Source organism: Bacillus sp. PK6-025 (genome assembly GCF_056530265.1).
This window is the reverse complement of the sequence record NZ_CP096509.1, coordinates 387,041-408,606: the sequence shown is the minus strand read 5'-3', so window position 1 is coordinate 408,606 and position 21,566 is coordinate 387,041. Positions and strand designations below refer to the sequence as shown.

Here is a 21,566-nt window from a genome sequence, read left to right as displayed (position 1 = left end):
AAGTCCTCGGTGTTTATTTCAAGTTTTCTTCAAGAACGTCAAACAGGTCGCCCATTTCTTCCATCTCAAGATCGCCGGCAGAAAAATCACTCGGTGTAAATTCGCGCTCCTCTTTAGCTGTACAATGGTCGATCAATGCCGTTAGGGAAGCTTTGAATCTGTCCATCAGCCCTTGTACGGTCTGTCTGTCATATTCCTCTGTATTGAATGAACATGACAAGATGAATTTTTCCTTGCTGATGATGCCGCTGAAGCTCAGCGCATAGAGCGCTTCAGACCTTTCAGAAACCTGTCTGCCCATATCATAAGAAGAAGGTCCGAAGAAATCGGTCTGCACCTCCCTGTCGATCTGCCCCAGGTAGTTAAAGCTGATGTCAGGCTTGATCGAGAAATCGGCACCGGCTTTTTTCCGGTCTGTTAAGTAGCGAAGGATGCCGTAGCCGATTCCTTTGTCAGGAATGCGCCGAAGGGTTTCTTTGACGTTTTTAATGGTCTCAGGCAATCCTGCCGCTGCTTCGCTTTTTAAAATAACCGGATATTGCGCGGTAAACCATCCCGCCGTTCTCGAAATATTCATCCCCGGAATGATTTCCTCTCTGCCGTGCCCTTCCATATTGATGCAAATATTGGAGCCGTTCGTCCATTCTCTGATTGTCAGGCTGAGGGCGGAAAGCAGGATGTCGTTGATATCCGTTCCATACGGCTCATGCACTTTCGTCAGCAGCAGACGCGTCTCCGCTTCGCTTAATTCAAACGTAACTGCAGAATTGTTTTCCGCTTTTCTTTCTGCGGCAGCCCGATCTTTCGGCAGCTCGCAAATGCGCTCTTGTTCAAGTCTGCGCCAATAATCGGCTGTTTTAAGAAAGCGTTCGCTTTGTGCATATGCCTCAAGCTCTTTTGCCCAATCTTTAAACGAATTGGTTTTATCGGGGAAGACAATGTCATGCTGCTGTGCGGCTTGCGAGTAGCCTGATGCAAAGTCTTCCAGCAGAATTCGCCATGACACGCCGTCGATCACCAAATGGTGAATGACGATCAGCAAATGTTCGCCTTCCGCAGTCTGATACTGTTCTGCCTTTACAAGCGGCCCGTTTTCGAGATCAAAGCTTGCCTGAAGACGGTTTGCCTGGGCGGCGATTTCCGTTTCAATGTCAGTGACATATCGAAGGTCAACCACTCGAAAGGCGAACGAACGGTCGCCCGGCCCGCGGTTATACTGAATGAGGCGGCCGTTTTTCTTTTGATACACCATGCGCAAGGCATCATGATGCTCTGTCAATGCCGCCAATGTCTGTTCAACGAGCTCCGGATCAAACCCTGAAGGCGCGTGAAGCATAACCGACTGATTCCAGTGATGCTCGTTCGTAAATTTGCGTTCAAAGAACCAGCGCTGAATCGGCGTCAATGTGACTTCCCCTTCGACAGGTCCTTGATTGATCGGTTTAGCATCGGCCCATTCAATATACGAACTGATCTCTCCGATCGTCGGGTGCTGAAACAAGTCCTTCATCTCCAGCTTCCATCCGTGCTGCTGAAGCCGGCTTGCCATTTGAATTCCTTTGATCGAGTCTCCGCCGAGTGCGAAGAAATTGTCTGTGATCCCGATTCGGTCTATACCGAGAACCTCCTGCCAAATGTCCGCCAACAGCTGTTCCGTTTCTGTAAGCGGCGCTTTGTATTCGGCTGTCTGCGCTTCGACGTCAGGCTGAGGCAGCGCCCTTCGGTCGACTTTTCCGTTCGCCGTAACCGGAAGCTCATCAAGCTGCACCCAGAATGACGGTACCATGTATTCCGGGAGCGTCTGCGCCAGCTTCCGGGCGAGGCTTTCTGTATCAAGCTGTTCATTCGCAACGACATAGCCGCACAGCGCTTTGTTGCCGCAGGCGTCTTCGATGTCGGTGACGACGGCTTCCTGCACTTCGGAGAGCCGCGCGAGCTGGACTTCGATTTCAGAAAGTTCGATCCGGAAGCCGCGGATTTTCACCTGCTGGTCGATTCGGCCGATGTACTCAAGCCGTCCGTCTTCCAGCCATTTGACCGCGTCCCCCGTCCGGTACATGCGCTCGCCCGGCACAAACGGGTCTTCCGTAAAACGCTTCGCCGTTTCCTCTGGCTTGTTCAGATAGCCGCGCGCAAGCCCGCGGCCGGCGATGCACAGCTCACCCGCGACACCGACGGGCTGGACTTCGTTGTTTTGTCCTAGCACATACGCCCGCGTATTGGCGATCGGCTTTCCGATTGAAAGCATTCCTTCATCAGGATCAATCGCCGTGCTCGTCGCGACGACCGTGTTTTCCGTCGGTCCATAGTTGTTGACGAGCGTGTAGGAGCGTTTTGCGATCCGTTTCAGCTTGTCTCCGCCCGTAAGCAGCACGCGCAGCGACTGGTTGTCCAGCTCCATGAACTGTTCGCACAACTGTGTCGGCAGGAACGTGATCGTTATTTTGTTCTCTTCAAAGTATTGATTTAAGCGCGTAATATCCATCCGGGTCGCTTCATCAATGATGTGAAGCTCCGCTCCGGCGATCCAATACGGGAACATCTCCCAAACGGAAGCGTCAAAGCCGAAGCCGGCATATTTCGCGCTTTTGTCCTGTTCGGTGACCTTAAAGGCGTCATTATGCCAATAACACAAATTCACGAGAGACTGGTGTTCGACCATGACGCCTTTCGGCTGGCCGGTCGTGCCCGATGTGTAGATCAAGTAGGCCAGGTTGTCAGACTGAGCTTGCGCGTTTGGATTCATGTCATCCTCTGGATAAAGCTCGCCGTCCAGAATGGAGCCTTCTCTATTCAAATCGATCACGTCTCCGGTAAATGTGTCTGGCACCGTTAATCCGCTTTGCGTCAAAAGCAGCTCTGCTCCGCTGTCTTTCAGCACGTATCCGATCCGCTCGGCCGGATAGCTAGGATCGATCGGCACATAGGCCGCTCCCGCTTTCAAAATTCCGAGCACGCCAGCGGCCATTTCAAGCGAAGGCTTGACCATGATCCCGATCCGCTGTTCAGGGCGGGCCCCTTTTTCGATCAGCAGCCGAGCCAGGCGGTTCGCCCGCGCGTTCAGCTCTTTGTATGTCCACTCCACGCCGTTGTACACCGCTGCCCCGCGGTCAGGCGTGCGGAGGACTTGCGCTTCGAACAGCTCATGGACCGTTTTGTCCTCCGGCACATCAAGCTTCGTCTCATTCCAATTTTGAACGATCCGCCGTTTTTCCGCTTCATCCAGAAGCGAAAGCTCTGAAAGGCGGGCATCCGGGTTTTCGGCAACCGCTTCGAGCAGGTTAAGCAAGTATCCGCTCCAGCGTTCAATCGTTTGTTTCTGAAACAAATCTGTTGCATATTCGAACTGAAGACCAATTTCATGATCTTTTTCATAAGCCCCAAGTGTCAGGTCGAACTTGGCAGCTGCATGTGAAATCTCGTACGGCTCGATTGTCAGACCGTCTAAATCGAGCGTCTCTTTATCAGGATCTTCCGTTGTCATCATGACATTGAACAGCGGATTCCGGCTCATGTCGCGCGGTAAATCAAGCTTGGCGATCAGCTCTTCAAACGGATAGTCCTGATGGTCGAGGGCTGCGAGGCTGTTGTTTTTGACCTCTTCCAGAAACTCGCTGAATGATGCTTGATCAGGCACATGGTTTTTCAGCGCCAACGAATTGACGAACATTCCCGGCATGTCTTTCAGATCAGCATTCGTTCTGCCCGCTGCCGCTGTACCGACGACAATATCGTTTTGGCCGGATAGACGGCTTAAAAACAGGTTAAAAACGGCGAGCATCACAATATTCAGCGTCGTGTTCGTTTTCGCCGTCAAACGGCGCATTTTAAGGGCGGCGTCTTTTGATGCTTTAAAGCGAACCCGGTCACCGGCAAAGCTTTGGACAGGAGGACGCGGAAAGTCGAGCGGAAGGCTGAGTTCCGGAACGCTTTCCTTAAACTGACGGAGCCAGAAATCTTCCTGTTTCCGAATGTTTTCTTGCTGGTCAGGTTCTTGCTGCCACACCGCATAATCCTTGTAGTGCAGCTTCGGCTCAGGGAGCGAAGCGTCTTTATAAAGCTGAGCGATTTCTTTGACGAAAAGGCTTCTGGAAACGCCGTCCGCAATAATATGATGTGTATCAATCAAAAGCAGATGGCGCGTAGAGCTGATGGAAAGCAACTCGGCTCTGATCAGCGGAGCGGTGCTGAGATCAAACGGTCTGATAAAGCGGTTGATTTCCGCTTCTGCGTCCTCTTCACGAATATGAATAACCTTTAAGTCAATGTCCGCTTTTTCATGCACAATTTGAACGGTACGGCCATCGATTTCAATAAATGCGGTTCGCAATGATTCATGGCGGTTCACCAAGTCGGCGAACGCCCGTCTTAAACGATCCGTATCAAGCACGCCTTCCATCATGAGAACAGACGGCATGTTGTAGCCCGTTCCGTTCTTTTCAAAATGGTGGAGGGCATACATCCGTTGCTGAGCGGATGAAACCGGATACCAGTCGCGTTTTTCGGCAGGCTGAATCGCGCTTTGTTGTGACTGTCCTTCGGATGCTTCAATACTGCGGGCGAGCAAGCCGGCGGTCGGACAATCGAACAACGTTTTTAGCGGTACTTTTTTTCCGAGCCTGGATTGGATTTCCGCTATCAGCATCATTCCTTTTAATGAATGTCCGCCAAGATCGAAGAAATTGTCGTCAAGTCCGACCTTCTGAACGCCAAGCACCTCTTCCCAAATGCCGCAGAGGGCTTTTTCAATTTCGGTTGACGGCGCTCTATACGAATCGCTTCGTCCGTTTAGACCTTGCGGCTCCGGGAGCGCGCGGCGGTCCACTTTTCCGTTTGCCGAAAGCGGCATTTTATCCACCGTTACGAAGTATGACGGGATCATGTACGACGGCAGCCGCTCGGAAAGACGCTCTCTCAGTTCGGAAACCGGCAGCTGTCGTTTCGCTTGAATATAAGCGCACAATTCGTCTAACCCCGAGTCAGTCGTAAAGGAAAGAACGATAGCCCGCTCTATATCATCAAGCCCGTTAAAGGCTTCTTCGATTTCTTTCAATTCGATTCTGTAGCCGCGGATTTTCACCTGATCATCCGTCCGCCCCAAAAATTCAATCTCTCCATTCGGAAGACGGCGGACGAGATCCCCTGTCCGGTACATGAATGTGCCCGGCGTGTAAGGATTTTCGACAAACTTCGCAGCCGTGAGTTCCCGGTTGTTCACATATCCTCTTGCAAGCCCGCTTCCCGTTATATACAGCTCGCCTGCTGCTCCGGCGGGAACAAGCCGGTGGGAGGCGTCCAATACCAGTGCTCCGGCGCCCGAAATCGGCCGTCCAATCGTCGGACGCTCGGCGAATTGTCCGATCATGTCCGGCTCGACCGGTTTAGCGATTGCTCCGATCGTCGTTTCCGTCGGACCGTAATGATTGATGAATCTGGTGTCCGGATAGCGGGAATGGAACCGCTCCACATCTTTCGGATTGATTTTTTCTCCCCCTAGTACAATCAGTCTCAATGACTGAAGCCCCTTTGCCAAAGCGAAGCTTTGCGGCTGAACGACCGTATGGAAAAGCGACGGCGTCAGCTTCATATATGTGATCCCTTGTTCACCGATATAATGAGTAAATGCCTCCGGTTCTGTATACGTTTCTTTCGGGACGATATGCAGCTCTCCTCCGGCAAGCAGCACCGGGAAAAAGCTCGTGTATCCGAGATCGAACGCATAGGAAGACAAAAGCATCGTTTTATCCGAAGCTGACAGGTGCGCCTCACTGATAAACCAGGAAACATAGTTTGCCAGATTCCGGTGTTCGAGCTGGACGCCTTTCGGCCGGCCAGTCGTTCCGGATGTGTAGATGATGTACGCCAAACTCGCTCCGTCCGTAGTTGGATGCGGCCGTTTATTACTTGCCATCAGCGTGTCTTTTCTGACATCTATCAGTCTCCCGGTATACCAATCCGCGAGATCCGCTTGATGGGAAGGTTCTGTTAAGAGCCAGCGGACTCCGCTGTCTTCCAGCATATATTGCACCCTGCTCGTCGGCATTTCCGGATCAATCGGCAAAAAAGCGCCTCCTGATTTCATTACACCGAGAATCGCTGCTGCGACCTCTGCAGAACGATTCAGCATAATGCCGACAACATCGTCTTTTCCGACGCCTTCACTGCGCAGCACATTTGCGATCTGATTTGCTTTTTCGTCGAGCACGCGGTATGTGAGGATCGTTTCCCCGCAGACAACGGCCGGCTGATCAGGCATTTCGTCCGCCTTTTCTTCAAACTGTACATGAAACGGCCGCTCCTCAAGGCGCTCCGCCTGGCTGCGCCTCGCTTCTTCGAGCAGAAGTGCGCGCTCTTTGACTGAAAGCAGTTCGATGTCCCTGAGCTTAATGCCGGGGTTTTCGCAGATTTTTTTAATCACATTTAAGAAGTGACCGCTCCAGCGCCTAATCGTTTCTTCTTTAAATAAGGATACGGCATAGTCAAAACTCAAACCGATTTCGCCATCATGCTCCACAGCCTCAAGCGACAGATCGAACTTCGCCGTGCGGTGGCGCACCGAGTAAGACGAAATCTGCAAATCTCCGAGTTTCAGCGTCGGGACCTCCATGTTCTGCATGTTGAAAAAGACGCTGAACAGCGGATTTCGGCTTGTATCCCGCGGCAATGGCAGTTTTTCAATCAGTTCTTCAAGCGGATAATCCTGCTTGGCAAAGCCTTGAAGACTTGTCTCTTTGACTTCCTGCAAAAACTGCTTAAACGTTTTTTCTCCTTCAGGACGATTGCGGAGCGCCAGCGTATTGACAAACATGCCCGGAATGTTGTGCAAATCCGGATGGGTTCTGCCTGCCACGGGCGATCCGACGATCAAATCATCCTGTGACGCATACTTGGAAAGCAGGATATTAAATGCAGCCAACAGGAACATATAAAGTGTCGCATCAGCTTCAGAAAGCAGCTTTTGAATGTCTGCCGTCATTTTTTGATCGATTCCGAAGACGACACGGTCACCTTCAAAGCTGCGTTTTGACGGCCGTGGAAAATCGTACGGCAGATCGAGAACAGGCAGCTCGCCTTTAAAAACGTCAAGCCAATACTGTTCTTGTTCTTTCAATTTCTCCTGATGCTCCGGTCCGTTTTGCCACACAGCGAAATCTTTATAGTGGAGCTTAGGGGCAGGCGCCTCTTCTCCGTGGTAGAAGCCGGCCAGGTCGCGAATCAGTATGCCGGTGGAGCTTCCGTCCGTAATAATATGGTGCATATCGATCATCAGCAGATGGCGTTTTTCTTCAAGCTTCACGAGCTCCGCCCTGACGAGCGGCGCCTTATTCAGCTCAAACGGCCGGATAAATTCTCTGATCGCCGCTTCGGCTTCCGCTTCTTCCGCCACTGATTCCGTCAGGTGAAAAACCGCGTCTTGATGGATGATTTGAACGATTTCTCCATCGATTAATTCGAACGATGTCCGCAATGTTTCATGGCGGCCGATCAAGGCCCGAAACGCGGCTTCCAAACGCTCCTTATCTAATTCGCCTTCCAAAAGCAGAACCGCCGGTACATTGTAGCTCGTGCTTGCTTCTTCGAGCTGATTGAGGATGTACATGCGCCGTTGGGCGGACGAAACCGGGTAATTCGGACGGGATGGTGCCGGCGTAATCGAAGCGGTTTTCTCTTTTGTTTCTCCTTGAAGAAATTCGGCCAGCTCTCTGATCGTCGGTTTTTCAAATAATACTTTGATCGGCACCTCTTTTTGGAGCTGCTCTTGTATTTTGGCAGTCAGCATCATCGCCTTCAGCGAGTGTCCGCCGATGGAAAAGAAGTTGTCATCGATTCCCGGCTGCTTGATGCCGAGAATCTCTTCCCAGATTGCCGCCAGAATTTCTTCCGTTTCATTTTTGGGCGCTTCGAATCTAGCAGTCTCTTCAGCGATAGGAGCCGGAAGCTGACGTTTGTCAACCTTTCCGTTGGCTGTCAGCGGCATGCTGTCGAGTTCGATCAAATGGGCCGGAATCATATACTCCGGAAGCGACCGGGACAGCTCTGTCCGTAGCTGCGCGGCCGGCCTCGTGCCAACGGCAGTGTAATAGGCGCAAATCTCGTTTTCTCCGGCGTTGTTTTCCCGAATGACAGCGGCCGCTTCTGAAATCCCCTCAAGGCGGGCTAAAGCCGCTTCAACCTCGCCTAATTCGATCCGGAAGCCGCGAACCTTCACTTGATGATCAATCCGGCCGAGGAATTCGATATTCCCGTCGGGAAGCCATTTTGCCAAGTCGCCCGTACGGTACATCCGCTTCCCTTCGGCAAAAGGATCGCCGACAAACTTTTCATCTGTCAACTCAGGCTGATTCAAGTAGCCGCGCGCCACCCCGTCTCCGCCGACACACAGTTCACCGGGCACGCCGATCGGCTGAAGCGAGCCGTGTTCATCAACGATATAGGCGGTTGAATTTCCGATCGGCTTTCCAATCGGGATCGTCCTCCCATATGCTTGATCGATCAAAAAACAGGTCGAAAATGTCGTATTTTCGGTAGGCCCGTATCCGTTCCAAAGCGACAGTTCCGGTGATTCGCGTTTGACTCTGTTGACGATTCCCGGAACAAGGGCATCTCCGCCGATAATCAGATCGTTCAAGGTTGCAAACATTCCCGGATCCTGCTGAGCAAGCTGATTGAAAAGAGGCGAAGTCAGCCACATTGTTGTGATTCCGGTTTCCTTCAGAAACATGTTGAACCTTTTTCCATCAAGGAGCGTCTCTTTCGGGACGGGATAAAGGGTTCCTCCGTTTAGCAGTGCGCCGAATACTTCAAATGTACTGGCATCAAAGCTGACAGCCCCTGTCTGCGCCATCTTCACGCCGCTCTTCAGCGGGATGTAGCCCGCATTTTTGACAAGGCGGACGATATTGCGGTGTTCGACCATAACGCCCTTCGGCCTGCCCGTCGATCCGGATGTATAAATGTAATAGGCAAGATCTTCGGGCTTGTTGACATGTTCAAGGTTGGCGGCATCTTCTTTTTCTGCATCCATCGCATTTACGGCGAGCACCTCATACCCTTCCAGCGAAATCTGCGTACTGTCTTTTGTAAGGACGATCTTTGACCCGCTGTCTTCGAGCAAAAAGCGAATCCGCTCTTCAGGATATCCGGGATCGATCGGCACGTACACGCCGCCTGCTTTCAGCACCGCCAGCATGCTGACGGCTGCTTCAAGCGACCGCTCCATCATAATGGCGGCGGCATTTCCGTGCATCAAGCCTTTAGCTTTCAGTCTTCTCGCGAGCTGATTGGCTTTCTCATTCAGCCTGCGGTAAGTCAGGCTTCTTCCGTCAGCGGCAACAGCCGTTTTGTCAGGAGACGCTTTAACCTGTTCTTCAAACAGCTCCGGGATCGTCTTTTCTCTTGGATAATCGGATTTTGTTTGATTAAAAGCGAGCAGCGTTTGTTGCTCCTGTTTTGATAACATGGCGGCGCTGGCTGCTTTTGACTCGGGATTTGCAATCGCCTCTTCTGCAAGTCTCGTTAAATGCCCGGCGGCCTGCTCAATGAAAGCCGCATCAAAAGCCGCACCGTTGTATTTCAATTTGATCGTCCACTCAGCTCCCGGATAAACGATCAAATTAAAGTCGTAATTCGTTTGTTCAAAAGCTCCGGCAGCCTTGATGGAAAAGCCGAGCCTCTCATGAATCGTTCCGTTTTCAAGCTCCTTATCAAGCGGATAGTTCTCAAACGCGACAAGGTGGCTGATCAAGCGGCCGTCCAATGCCGATTGCTTTTGAATCTCATAGAGCGGTAGATAGTCGTACCGCTCCGCGTCAATCGCATGCTGCTGTGCTTGTTTGAATAGCTCGGCAAACGATACGTTTTGATCGACCTTTAAACGGACAGGGATCGTGTTGATGAACAGCCCTGCCATATGCTCGATTCCGTCAATTTCCGACGGGCGCCCGGACACAACCGTGCCGAACACCACATCATCGGTTCTGTTATATTTGGCAAGAACCGCTCCCCAAATCGCCTGAAAAAGGTTGGGAGCTGTGACATGATAGCGGTTTGCCGCCTGTTGAAGGGCATCCACCATATTCTTGTCCCAAACAAACGTAAACTCCTCGTTCCGGTACGATTCTGAATCCGGCCGCGGTTTGCCGCCGGGAATGACGCTCGGACTTTCTAAACCCGAAAGGCGGTGTTCCCAGTAGGATGCCGCTTCACCCTTATCCTGCCGGCCGAGCCATTTAATATAGTCCGCATACGGTTTTCCCTGATCAAGCGGAACCGTCCGGTTTGCTCGAAACGCTTCATAGTTTTGAAAAAGGCGTTTCATTAATATCCCCATGCTCCAGCCGTCCATCACGATATGATGGTTGCTCCAGACGAGAAGGTACTTATTCCGGTCAAGCCGAAAGACCGCCGTTTTAAACAGCATGTCTTTCGCCAAATTAAACCCGGCAGCCTGTACCTCTTGTTTATACCGGTCAATGCGGTTTGTTTGCCTTTCCTCATCCAAGTCCGCAAGATCCTCAAATTCCACTATTGCCTGCCGTTCAGCCAGGACAACCTGGCGCGGTTTTTGCAATTGCTGGTGAACAAAAACCGTTCTGAGAATATCGTATGAACGCACGAGCTGATTCACGCTTTTTTCAAAGATCCCCAAATCAAATTCCCCGTCTATGAATAGCTCCAACTGTGTGAAGTAAGAGGAAGATTCCGGATCAAGCATTGCGTGGTACAGCATCCCTTCCTGCATCGGTGTCAAAGGATACACCTTTTGAATCTTTTGTTTCCCCATAAGGCACCTCGTTTTTTTGTTAGAAAATCTCCATCAATTTATCTAATTCTTCAAGCGTGAGTTCGTCATCTCCAAGATCGCTCGGGGTCAGTTCGCCCCCATCCCGCTCTAAGCAATGATCGATCAATTGCAGCAAATAAGTTTTAAAGCTTGCGGCGACAGCGGCGACGGTGCTTTCTTTATATTCGAGTGAATGATAAGCGATTGACATTGTCAAAATGCCGTCTTCGATATAGCCGACGATGTCCAGCGCATTCGGTTTTTCCGTTTCCGGGCTGAGCGGATCGCCGGATGGCAAAGTTGATCTCGTGAACAGACCCGAATCCGCCATCTCTGTAAACTGGCCCAAATAGTTGAAGCTGATATCATGCTTGATCGGCTTCGCCTTTTTGCCTTCTTCGGTCAAATAACGATAAATGCCATATCCGATTCCTTTATTCGGAATGTGGCGCAATTCTTCTTTGATCTGTTTGATTTGATAGCCGATATCCCCTGAATGGCGCATTTGAATCAGCGCCGGGAACTGGCTTGTAAACCAGCCGACCGTCCGGGAAATATTCAAGCCGTCTATGATGTCCTCCCGGCCGTGTCCCTCTAAGCAGATGATAAAGTCTTCCTGCCCCGTCCACTCTTTCAGCGCCAAGCCCAACGCCGTAAGCAAAATGTCGTTCATTTCCGTGTTATATGCTTCATGAACTTTTGTCATCAACTGTTCCGTTTCTTCTTTTGAGAGGGAAAACTCAGCCGTTTTCGTATGGCGCATCCGCTTGTCCTCTGCTTCATCGTCTTTCGGGAGCGCTGCCGTCTCCGCCTGTTCGATTTCCTGCCAATAGCCGATTTCTTTTGCGAAAGCTTTTGACCCTGCATATTCTTCCAGGCGAGCCGCATATTCAGCAAAAGAGTGCGTCTTGTCTTGAAGAATAATCGGCTCCCCTTTTTCAGCCTGGGCGTACCCGGCGGCGAAATCCTCAAGGAGGATTCTCCATGAGATTCCGTCCACAACGAGATGATGAATAACTATGAGAAGATGATCGCCTTGATCCGTTTTAAAGATCGCCGATTTCAAAAGCGGGCCTTCGGTTAAATCGATACTGCTTTGAATCCGGTTTGATGCCTTCAACACGGCAGCTTCAAGTTCAGCGCCCGATTCATTGAAGCGGATGACTTCAGGGCGAACCGCTGTTTCTTCCAGCCCTCTGTTGTACTGAACAATCCCGTCTCCATTTCGTTGATAAACCATGCGAAGTGCGTCATGATGTTCGATCAGCTTGCTTAAAGCCTTGCCTGCCGTTTCCGGGTCGAATCCCGTTAAAGCGTGAAGCATGACCGACTGATTCCAGTGATGCTCGTTCGTAAATCGGCGCTCAAAGAACCAGCGCTGAATCGGCGTCAATGTGACTTCCCCTTCGACAGGGTTCTGATCGATCGGCTGATCGTCAGCCGCTTGAACATAAGCACTCAGCTCTCCGATCGTCGAGTGCTGAAACAAGTCCTTCATCTCCAGCTTCCACCCGTGCTGCTGAAGCCGGCTTGCCATTTGAATTCCTTTGATCGAGTCTCCGCCGAGCGCGAAGAAATTGTCTGTGATCCCGATTCGGTCTATACCGAGAACCTCCTGCCAAATGTCCGCCAACAGCTGTTCCGTTTCTGTAAGCGGCGCTTTGTATTCGGCTGTCTGCGCTTCGACGTCAGGCTGAGGCAGCGCCCTTCGGTCGACTTTTCCGTTCGCCGTAACCGGAAGCTCTTTAAGCTGCACCCAGAATGACGGTACCATATAGTCCAGGAGCGTCTGCGCCAGCTTCCGGGCGAGGCTTTCTGTATCAAGCTGTTCATTCGCAACGACATAGCCGCACAGCGCTTTGTTGCCGCAGGCGTCTTCGATGTCGGTGACGACGGCTTCCTGCACTTCAGAGAGCCGCGCGAGCTGGACTTCGATTTCAGAAAGTTCGATCCGGAAGCCGCGGATTTTCACCTGCTGGTCGATTCGGCCGATGTACTCAAGCCGTCCGTCTTCCAGCCATTTGACCGCGTCCCCCGTCCGGTACATGCGCTCGCCCGGCACAAACGGGTCTTCCGTAAAACGCTTCGCCGTTTCCTCTGGCTTGTTCAGATAGCCGCGCGCAAGCCCGCGGCCGGCGATGCACAGCTCACCCGCGACACCGACAGGCTGGACTTCGTTGTTTTGTCCAAGCACATACACCCGCGTATTGGCGATCGGCTTTCCGATTGAAAGCATTCCTTCATCAGGATCAATCGCCGTGCTCGTCGCGATGACCGTGTTTTCCGTCGGTCCATAGTTGTTGACGAGCGTGTAGGAGCGTTTTGCGATCCGTTTCAGCTTGTCTCCGCCCGTAAGCAGCACGCGCAGCGACTGGTTGTCCAGCTCCATGAACTGTTCGCACAGCTGTGTCGGCAGGAACGTGATCGTTATTTTGTTCTCTTCAAAGTATTGATTTAAGCGCGTAATATCCATCCGGGTCGCTTCATCAATGATGTGAAGCTCCGCTCCGGCGATCCAGTACGGGAACATCTCCCAAACGGAAGCGTCAAAGCCGAAGCCGGCATATTTCGCGCTTTTGTCCTGTTCGGTGACCTTAAAGGCGTCATTATGCCAATAACACAAATTCACGAGAGACTGGTGTTCGACCATGACGCCTTTCGGCTGGCCGGTCGTGCCCGATGTGTAGATCAAGTAGGCCAGGTTGTCAGACTGTGTACCTGCCTGTGGGTTCACCTCATCGTCTTTTGTGATTTCTTCGCTCAGCATCGAATCGAGAAGAAGTGTTTCACCGCTGAATTCTTCAGGTGCGGCTAAGTTTGTTTGCGTCAGAAGCAGCTCTGCGCCACTGTCTTTCAGCACGTATCCGATCCGTTCAGCCGGATAGCTAGGATCGATCGGCACATAGGCCGCTCCCGCTTTCAAAATCGCGAGCACGCCAGCGGCCATTTCAAGCGAAGGCTTGACCATGATCCCGATCCGCTGTTCAGGACGGGCCCCTTTTTCGATCAGCAGCCGGGCCAGACGGTTCGCCCGTGCGTTCAGCTCTTTATACGTCCACTTCACGCCGTTGTACACCGCTGCCCCGCGGTCAGGCGTGCGGAGAACTTGCGCTTCGAACAGCTCATGGACCGTTTTGTCCTGCGGCACAGCCAGTCTCGTCTCATTCCAATTTTGGACGATTCGCCGTTTTTCTGCTTCATCCAGAAACGAAAGCTCTGAAAGGCGGGCATCCGGATTTTCGGCAACCGCTTCGAGCAGATTGACCCAGTACCCGCGCCAGCGCTCGATCGATTCATGCTTAAAGAGAGCTGTATTGTATTCCATTTCAAAAACGAGAAGTCCGTCCTCTTCCGCCGCTGTCAGCGTCAGGTCAAACTTCGCGGTCTGATGGGCAAAATCATACGGCTTGAGTGTGATCCCTTCCATTGACAAGTCCTTCAAATCGGCATTTCGCATTGAAAAGACGGCATCAAACAATGGGTTTCGGCTCATGTCGCGCTGGATGTTCAGCTTCTCGATGAGTTCTTCAAACGGGTAATCTTGATGCTCAAACGCGCCGAGCGTCGTTTCTTTCACTTCCTCAAGGAATGCAGAAAACGGCTTGTCTCCTTCAGGACGCGTTCTTATTGCAAGCGTATTGACAAACATGCCGATGATCCGGCTCAAATCAGTATGCGGCCGCCCGGCAGCCGGAGAGCCGACAATGACCTCGCTCTGTCCGCTCAGTTTGGATAAAAGCGCGCTGTATGAGGCAGCGAGCACCATGTATAAAGTGCTGTCCGTTTCCTTGGCCAGTTTTCTCAGCTGCTGGACAAGCTCCGGTTTCAGCGCAAAGCTGAGACGGCTTCCTTCAAACGTTTGAATAGAAGGACGCGGATAGTCTGCCGGAAGCGTCAAAACAGGCAGCTCGCCGGCCAGCTCCTTGAGCCAGTATTCCTCCTGCACTTTGTGCCGTTCTGTCAGCAGATGCTGCTGCCATACAGAAAAGTCTTTATACTGAATCCTCAGCGGTTCAAGCGCCTCTCCCGCATAAAGCTTTGTCATTTCATCGATCAGGACGCTGACAGAAGCGCCGTCTGAAATGATATGATGCATATCCACAAGCAAAAGATGTTTTTCTCCCGTGAAACGTATGATGCTCATTCTAAATAACGGGGCTTTTGTTAAATCAAACGGCCTGATGAATTCTTTAATCAGCTTTTCCGCTTCTTGTTCATCTGCATCGATGACATCAATGGTCAATTCCGCAGCTTCCCAAATCCGCTGAACAGGTTCGCCGCCCTTGATTTCAAATGTCGTGCGGAATGCTTCATGGCGCTTGATCAGCATTTGCGCGGCAGACTCGAGGCGCTTCAAATCAAGCTTCCCTTCAAGCTGGAGAACGGCCGGCATGTGATAGCTTTTCTCAGCGCCTTCGATCTGCTGTAGGACGTACAGCCGTTTTTGCGCCGAAGATACGGGGTACGTTTCCTGATCCGGCGCCGCTTCAATATAAACGGCTGATTTTTTCTCAGTTTTTTCCGCAGCCTGCGCCAGGGTTTCGATTGTCGGCGCCTGGAACAAATCTTTCAGCTGCAGATCAACATTCATCTCTTGCTGGATACGGGCAATGAGCGTCATTCCGATTAAAGAGTGTCCGCCAAGTTCAAAGAAATTGTCATGCACACCGATTTTCGGTACATTGAGCACCTCCTGCCAAAGATCGGCAAGCTGTGCTTCTGTTCGGCTCCTTGGCGCCGTATATTCCTTTTGCGCGGCCTGCGTGACATCCGGCTCAGGCAGCGCCCTTCTGTCGACCTTTCCATTGCCTGTGAGCGGAAGCTCCTGCAGCTGCATAAACACGGACGGGATCATGTAGCCCGGCAGACCTTCTGCCGCATATCGGCGAAGCTCTTCACTAGAAAGCTCCTGATCGGCCGTAAAGTAAGCACAGATCATTTGATCTCTCTTCCCGGTGTCAACAGCAAGAACAGCGGCTTCCTGTACCATTTCATGTGTGAGGAGATGGTGCTCGATTTCGCCCAGCTCGATCCTCTGTCCGCGAATTTTGACCTGATGATCAATCCGTCCGATAAATTCGAGACATCCGTCGTCGGCAAGCCATCTCGCCATATCGCCCGTCCGGTAAATCTTCTCACCGGTTTTGAACGGATGTTCCGTAAACTTTTCAGCCGTCAGTTCCGGGCGGTTAAAATAGCCGCGGACAAGGCCGTCTCCGCCGACGCACAATTCTCCCGCAACCCCTGCCGGCTGTACATTGCCGAATGAATCAAGAATCAGAACCTCCGTATTGCTGACAGGCTTTCCGATCGGTATAGCCTGCGCATCGTCCGGCACTTCGTTGACTGGATAATAGGTTGTAAAGACAGTGCTCTCAGACGGGCCGTACATATGAAGCAGCCGTCCTTTGCCAACTGTGTTCAGAGCTCTTCTGACATGATCGACAGATGCACGTTCGCCGCCGAACAGAACCCTGCGGAGTCCCTTCAAACTGTCCGGCCGCATGTCTGTCAGCAGATTGAATAATGCGGTCGTGATCATTAAGACGGTAACCTTTTCTTTTTCAAGTACATGTGCGAGCCGGCTCATATCAAGAATCGTGTCTTTTGGAGCTATCACCAGCTTGGCGCCGTTCAGCAATGAACCGAACACATCAAACATAAAGGCATCAAACACGTAATTTGAAATTGAAAGAACGATATCGGATGTCATCACATCCAAGTAATTTGTGTTTTTTACCGTACGCAATATATTCCGGTGAGAAACCATATTGCCCTTAGGCGTCCCAGTCGTTCCGGATGTATACGTTAGATTGGCCATTGCTTCCGGTGAAATCGGAAGGCGCAAATCAGACGCATCTCCCAGATAAAGGTGTTCATCCTCAAGAAATAGAATGTCGCCGCCAAATTCAGCCGCCTCAGCGAGCGGCTTCATCGCCTTTTGCGTTAAAAGAACCGCCGCTCCGCTGTCCTCGAAGAAATGTTGCACACGTTTTTCAGGATGGTCCGGATCGATCGGCACATAAGCAGCGCCAGCTTTCAGCACAGCGAGAATGCCGATGACCATTTCAGCCGACCTGGCGGTGAGAATGGCTGCCGTCGTGCCGGGCTGCACACCTCTTTCGCGGAGGCGCCTCGCCAATTGGTTCGCTTTCCGATTGAGCTCACCGTATGACCATACTTTGTCTTCAAATTGCAGGGCGGGATGTCCGCCTCTTTCCGCCGCCTGTTCCTCAAATAGCTGAACGATCGTTTTCTCCCGCGGATAATCGCTTGCCGCGGGGTTGAACGCGACGAGCTGACGATTCGTTTCCTCTTCTGTCAAAAGGCTGTACTCGCCGATTCTGCGCAGCGGATCAGCCGTCATGCCCTCCAGAAGGTGCAAATATGCTTTCAGCATCCTTTCTGCCGTATCTTTTTTAAACAGCTTTGTACTGTAATCCAAATCGAGAATCAATTCTCCCTGCTCTTCTTTCGCCTGCAGCGTCAGGTCGAACTTTGCAATATTGAAGTTCGTTTCATAAATCGAGAGGTGCAAATCGCCGAGCATCGGAATGTCTTCCCATGCATTTTGCAAAATAAACATCGTGTCAAAGACGGGATGACGGCTTAAATCGCGCGATGCACCAACCTTTTCCGCAAGCCGCTCAAACGGATAATCCTGATGCTCAAAAGCGTCGATTACCGTTTTCTTTACATCATGCAGGAAGTCTCTGAACGTTCTGCCCGACTCCACTTTTGAACGGATCGCCAGCGTATTGACAAACATGCCGATGATTCCTTCCAGATCGGAATGTCTGCGGCCGGCCGCCGGCGTTCCGACGATCACATCTTCCTGCCCGGAGTACTTTGCTAGCAGCATGTTGTATGCGGCCAGCATGACCATATACAATGTCGCGCCGTTTTGCTCTGCCAGCACGGCTAATTTTTCTTTCATGTCTTTTGGCAGGACTGCGGATACCCTGTCTCCTTCAAAGCTTTGAACAGACGGCCTCGGCTCATCCGTTATCAGCTGCAGTACGGGAAGCTCTCGGGCGAACACGCTTTGCCAATAAGCCTCTTCTTTTTGAAAACCTTTTTGTGCCTGCGTCCTTTGCCAGAAAGCATAATCTTTGTAATGCAAATTCGGCTCCGGCAGTTCTTCCCCTTTATACAGTGCGGCCAGCTCATTCAATATGATCGAAATCGACACGCCGTCAGACACAAGATGATGCATATCGAACAACAGCACATGTCTGCCGTCTGCGAGACGGACGAGACCGGCTCTCATCAGCGGAGCTTTGGCGAGATCAAAGCGGCGGACAAAAGATTTTGCCATTTGTTCGATCGGCTTCCCATCTGCTTCAACCTTCTCAATCTTGAACTGAACCCTTTGATGAATATTCTGTCTCGGCTCGCCATCGACAACTGTAAACGAAGTCCGCAGCGCCTCATGCCTGTCAATCAGTTTTTGAAAAGCAGCTTCAATGCGCTGAACATCGAGGGTGCCCTCAAGCATCGCCGCGGCCGGCATATTGTAGCCGACTCCGGCATCCTCCAGCTGGCTGACGATATAAATTCGCTGCTGCGCCAATGAGAGAGGATAATCGTCACTTTCCGGCGCCGGTTCAATTACCGTGTATCCGTCTTTCTCCGCTTCAGAAACAAAGCCGCTTAACGCCGCCACTGTCGGTTTTTCGAACAGGACTTGCAACGGAACCTCGACACCGAAAGCTTTATGAATTTTTGCCAGCATGGCCATCGCTTTGAGAGAATGGCCGCCCAGTTCAAAAAACTGGTCGTGGATTCCGACTTGTTCAGTTCCGAGCACTTCCTGCCATATACCCACCATTTTTTCTTCATATTCATTTCTCGGTGCCGCATACTCTGCAGTCCCGCTGACAGAGACTTCATGGCGAAGCAGCGCTTTCCGGTCGACTTTGCCGCTTCCCGTCAGCGGTATTTCATCAAGCTCGACAAAGTGGGAAGGTATCATATAGTCAGGCAGATGCTTGGATAAATGCTCCCTCAGCCCCTGAAGGTGAATTTCCCCGCTTTGTTTTGGCACGACATAAGCGCAAACCTCAAGGCTGCCGCCGGTTTCGGGCCGCGCGAGGACAACTGCTTTTCCGACAGCAGGGGCTCCTTGCAGCACCGACTCTATCTCGCCAAGCTCGATCCGGTAGCCGCGGATTTTCACTTGATCGTCTTTTCGGCCGATGAAATCAACCGTACCGTCAGGAAGCCAACGTACTGCATCCCCTGTTCGATACATGAAACCTCCGGGGACAAACGGGTCTTCCAAGAACTTGTCTGCGGTCATGTCAGGTAAGTTCAAATAGCCTCGGCCGACTCCGTCTCCTGCAATATACAATTCCCCTTCGACACCATCAGGAAGGAGTGCACCGTTTTCATCCAAAATATAAAAACGGTTGTTTCCAATCGGTCTACCGATCGGGACATAGGCCGTATCGCCTTGAAGATCTGCGTGGTTTGTCATCGTAAAAGAAGAAGCATCCACACAAGTTTCAGTCGGGCCGTAAACATTCGTAACAGCAGGCACGGATTCAGCTGTTTCTGCAAATAATTGAAGCAGCCTTTCCGTTGCGGCCCTTGATAATGCCTCTCCTCCAACAAGCATATGCCTCAGTTTGACACCTGAAAGATCATCGGCAGCAGACAAAAGCTGCAAATGAGCCGGCGTACCGTCTGACACATCAATTTGATGGCGGCGGTAATAATCCGATAAAGCGCGTCCGTCGGAAACCGTCTTTTTCGGTACGATGTACAACGTTTGGCCAAGCAATAGAGACGTAAAAATCTGCTGAACGGAAGCGTCAAAATGAAACGGAGCCAGAAGTGCCAGCTTCAAATCATCCTGATCATATGCACCAACGGCCTGCTGAAGCCCTCTTACAAGGTGGTGGACCTGCCTGTGTTCAATCATGACGCCTTTTGGACGGCCCGTTGTCCCGGAAGTATAAATGATATATGCAAGGTGCCCGGCGCCTGCCTCTGAAGACGGATGACCGTTTTCCAGCGATTCAGAAAGCGCTTCGCTGAACCGCACAGTTTCGGCCGTTTCAAAAGTCAGCCCGCTGTCTGTGATAACCGCTTTGACCTTTGAATCCTCCAGCATAAAGCGAATTCTTTCTTTCGGAAATCCGGGATCGATCGGTACATAAGCTCCGCCGGCTTTCAAAACGCCCAGCATCGCCGTAATAACCCGCTCTGACCGCTCCATCACTATCGCAGCCGGAGCGTCAGGCCCGATGCCTCTTCTTCGAAGCGCCCTTGCCAGACGATTCGATTGTTCATTCAGCTCACGGTACGAAAGTTTTTGTCCTTCATATACAACGGCGGTTTTTTCGGGATGATCGGCTGCTTTTTGTTCGAATAAACCGTGCAGGGTCATGTTCTTGTCATATGCGATGGTTTGGCTTGATGCACGCTTTAACAGTCGCTCTTTTTCAAATGCGGGAACAATCTCCAGTTCAGCGATTGTTTTTTGCGGAAACAACAGGGCATCTTCAAGCAGCGTCATCAGCCGTTCATATAAAACGGCCATTTCTTCACAGGTGAAAAGCTCCTCCCTGTAATCAAAATCAATCGCAAGCGTCCCTGTGTCCCATCTCTCTTTCACGTGAATGGAAATATCGTTTACTTCACTGCCGCTGAAAATCGGCTCGGTAAGAAATGACAACGTTTCTTTCCGCTGCCATTGCATAACTTGATATTCCAGTGAGACGGCGAACAATTTGCTGACATGCGGCTGTCTTTCCCGCAAATCATTAATCAGCAGATTGTACGGATACTTTTGATGCCGAATGATCTTCAGCTGATCTTTCATTCTTTCCTGCACAAATGCACTAAAGTCCTGGTGTACATCAATGGAGGCTTTCATTGGAATCGTCGATACGAACATCCCGAGCATCTGTTTTTCTTTTGCATTTGTCCGGTTACCCATAAATGTTCCGAGAACGACGTCTTTTTGTCCGGTTATCCGGTGCATATAAATGTGCAAAATGGATAAGAACAGGGAGAGTACACTTATGTTGTGTTCCTTACAATACGTTTGAATTTTTTTATACAGGGCAGGGGAAATCTCTTTTGAAAAGCGGGCTGCATCCAATTGGCTCTGATACGTGTCGCTCGCCTTTAACGATACGGGCTCCGGAATCACTTCATATTGTGCGTTCCAATATGCTTTATCCTTCTGGAACCGCTTCGAATTTTCATACTCCAATTCACTCTGAATATGTTCCGTAAATAATGACTGAACAGGTTCGAGGCCGGTTTCCCCTTTAGCAAGCTTCAAATAAATGTCTGTAATGCGGTTGCCCAAGATCGTCATCGAAATACCGTCGGAAATGATATGATGAACTTTTGCAAAAAACCAGCTTTCTTCCTCACTAATGCGAACGACGGCAAATTTAAACAGCGGACTTTCATACAAAGGCAGGGGTCGACGCGCCTCAGCTTGTCCCCATTTAGGAACGCCGTCCGCTCCTCCGATTTCTGAAGCGTCGAAATATTCAATCCGGAAAGGTTCGTCTTCCGCTATATATTGCTTCGGCTCATCCCCTCCATCAAACAACAGTCTGAATCGCATGGTTTCATTTGTACGGACAAACTGGCGAATGGCTTCAGTCAATAACCCGGAATCGATTCCGGAGGCAGATTTTAATTTTCCAAAGCCGCTCAAATTTGAAACACTTGTGCCGGGATAGAACTTTTCAGTGTACCAAATTCTCCTTTGAGCATGTGTCAGCGGGTAACATGTGTTTCCCATTTTTTATTCCTC

General features: G+C 51.1%; 2 protein-coding genes. Both read right to left on the bottom strand.

Translation table 11 applies throughout. The features are described from left to right. Positions 1–13: 13 nt before the first annotated feature. Positions 14–10,783, bottom strand: coding sequence for a lichenysin non-ribosomal peptide synthetase LicB (gene licB / locus M1D67_RS02090; RefSeq protein WP_479831565.1), 10,770 nt, complete (start codon positions 10,781–10,783; stop codon positions 14–16). Between the two features lie 19 nt (positions 10,784–10,802). Continuing rightward, positions 10,803–21,554, bottom strand: a complete 10,752-nt coding sequence (gene licA / locus M1D67_RS02085; protein WP_479831564.1) for a lichenysin non-ribosomal peptide synthetase LicA — start codon at positions 21,552–21,554, stop codon at positions 10,803–10,805. Positions 21,555–21,566 lie beyond the last annotated feature (12 nt).

Bases quoted from the DNA above. Each gene is read 5' to 3' on its own strand.
- licA (WP_479831564.1), bottom strand. From the start codon at position 21,554: ATGGGAAACACATGTTACCCGCTGACACATGCTCAAAGGAGAATTTGG.
- licB (WP_479831565.1), bottom strand. From the start codon at position 10,783: ATGGGGAAACAAAAGATTCAAAAGGTGTATCCTTTGACACCGATGCAG.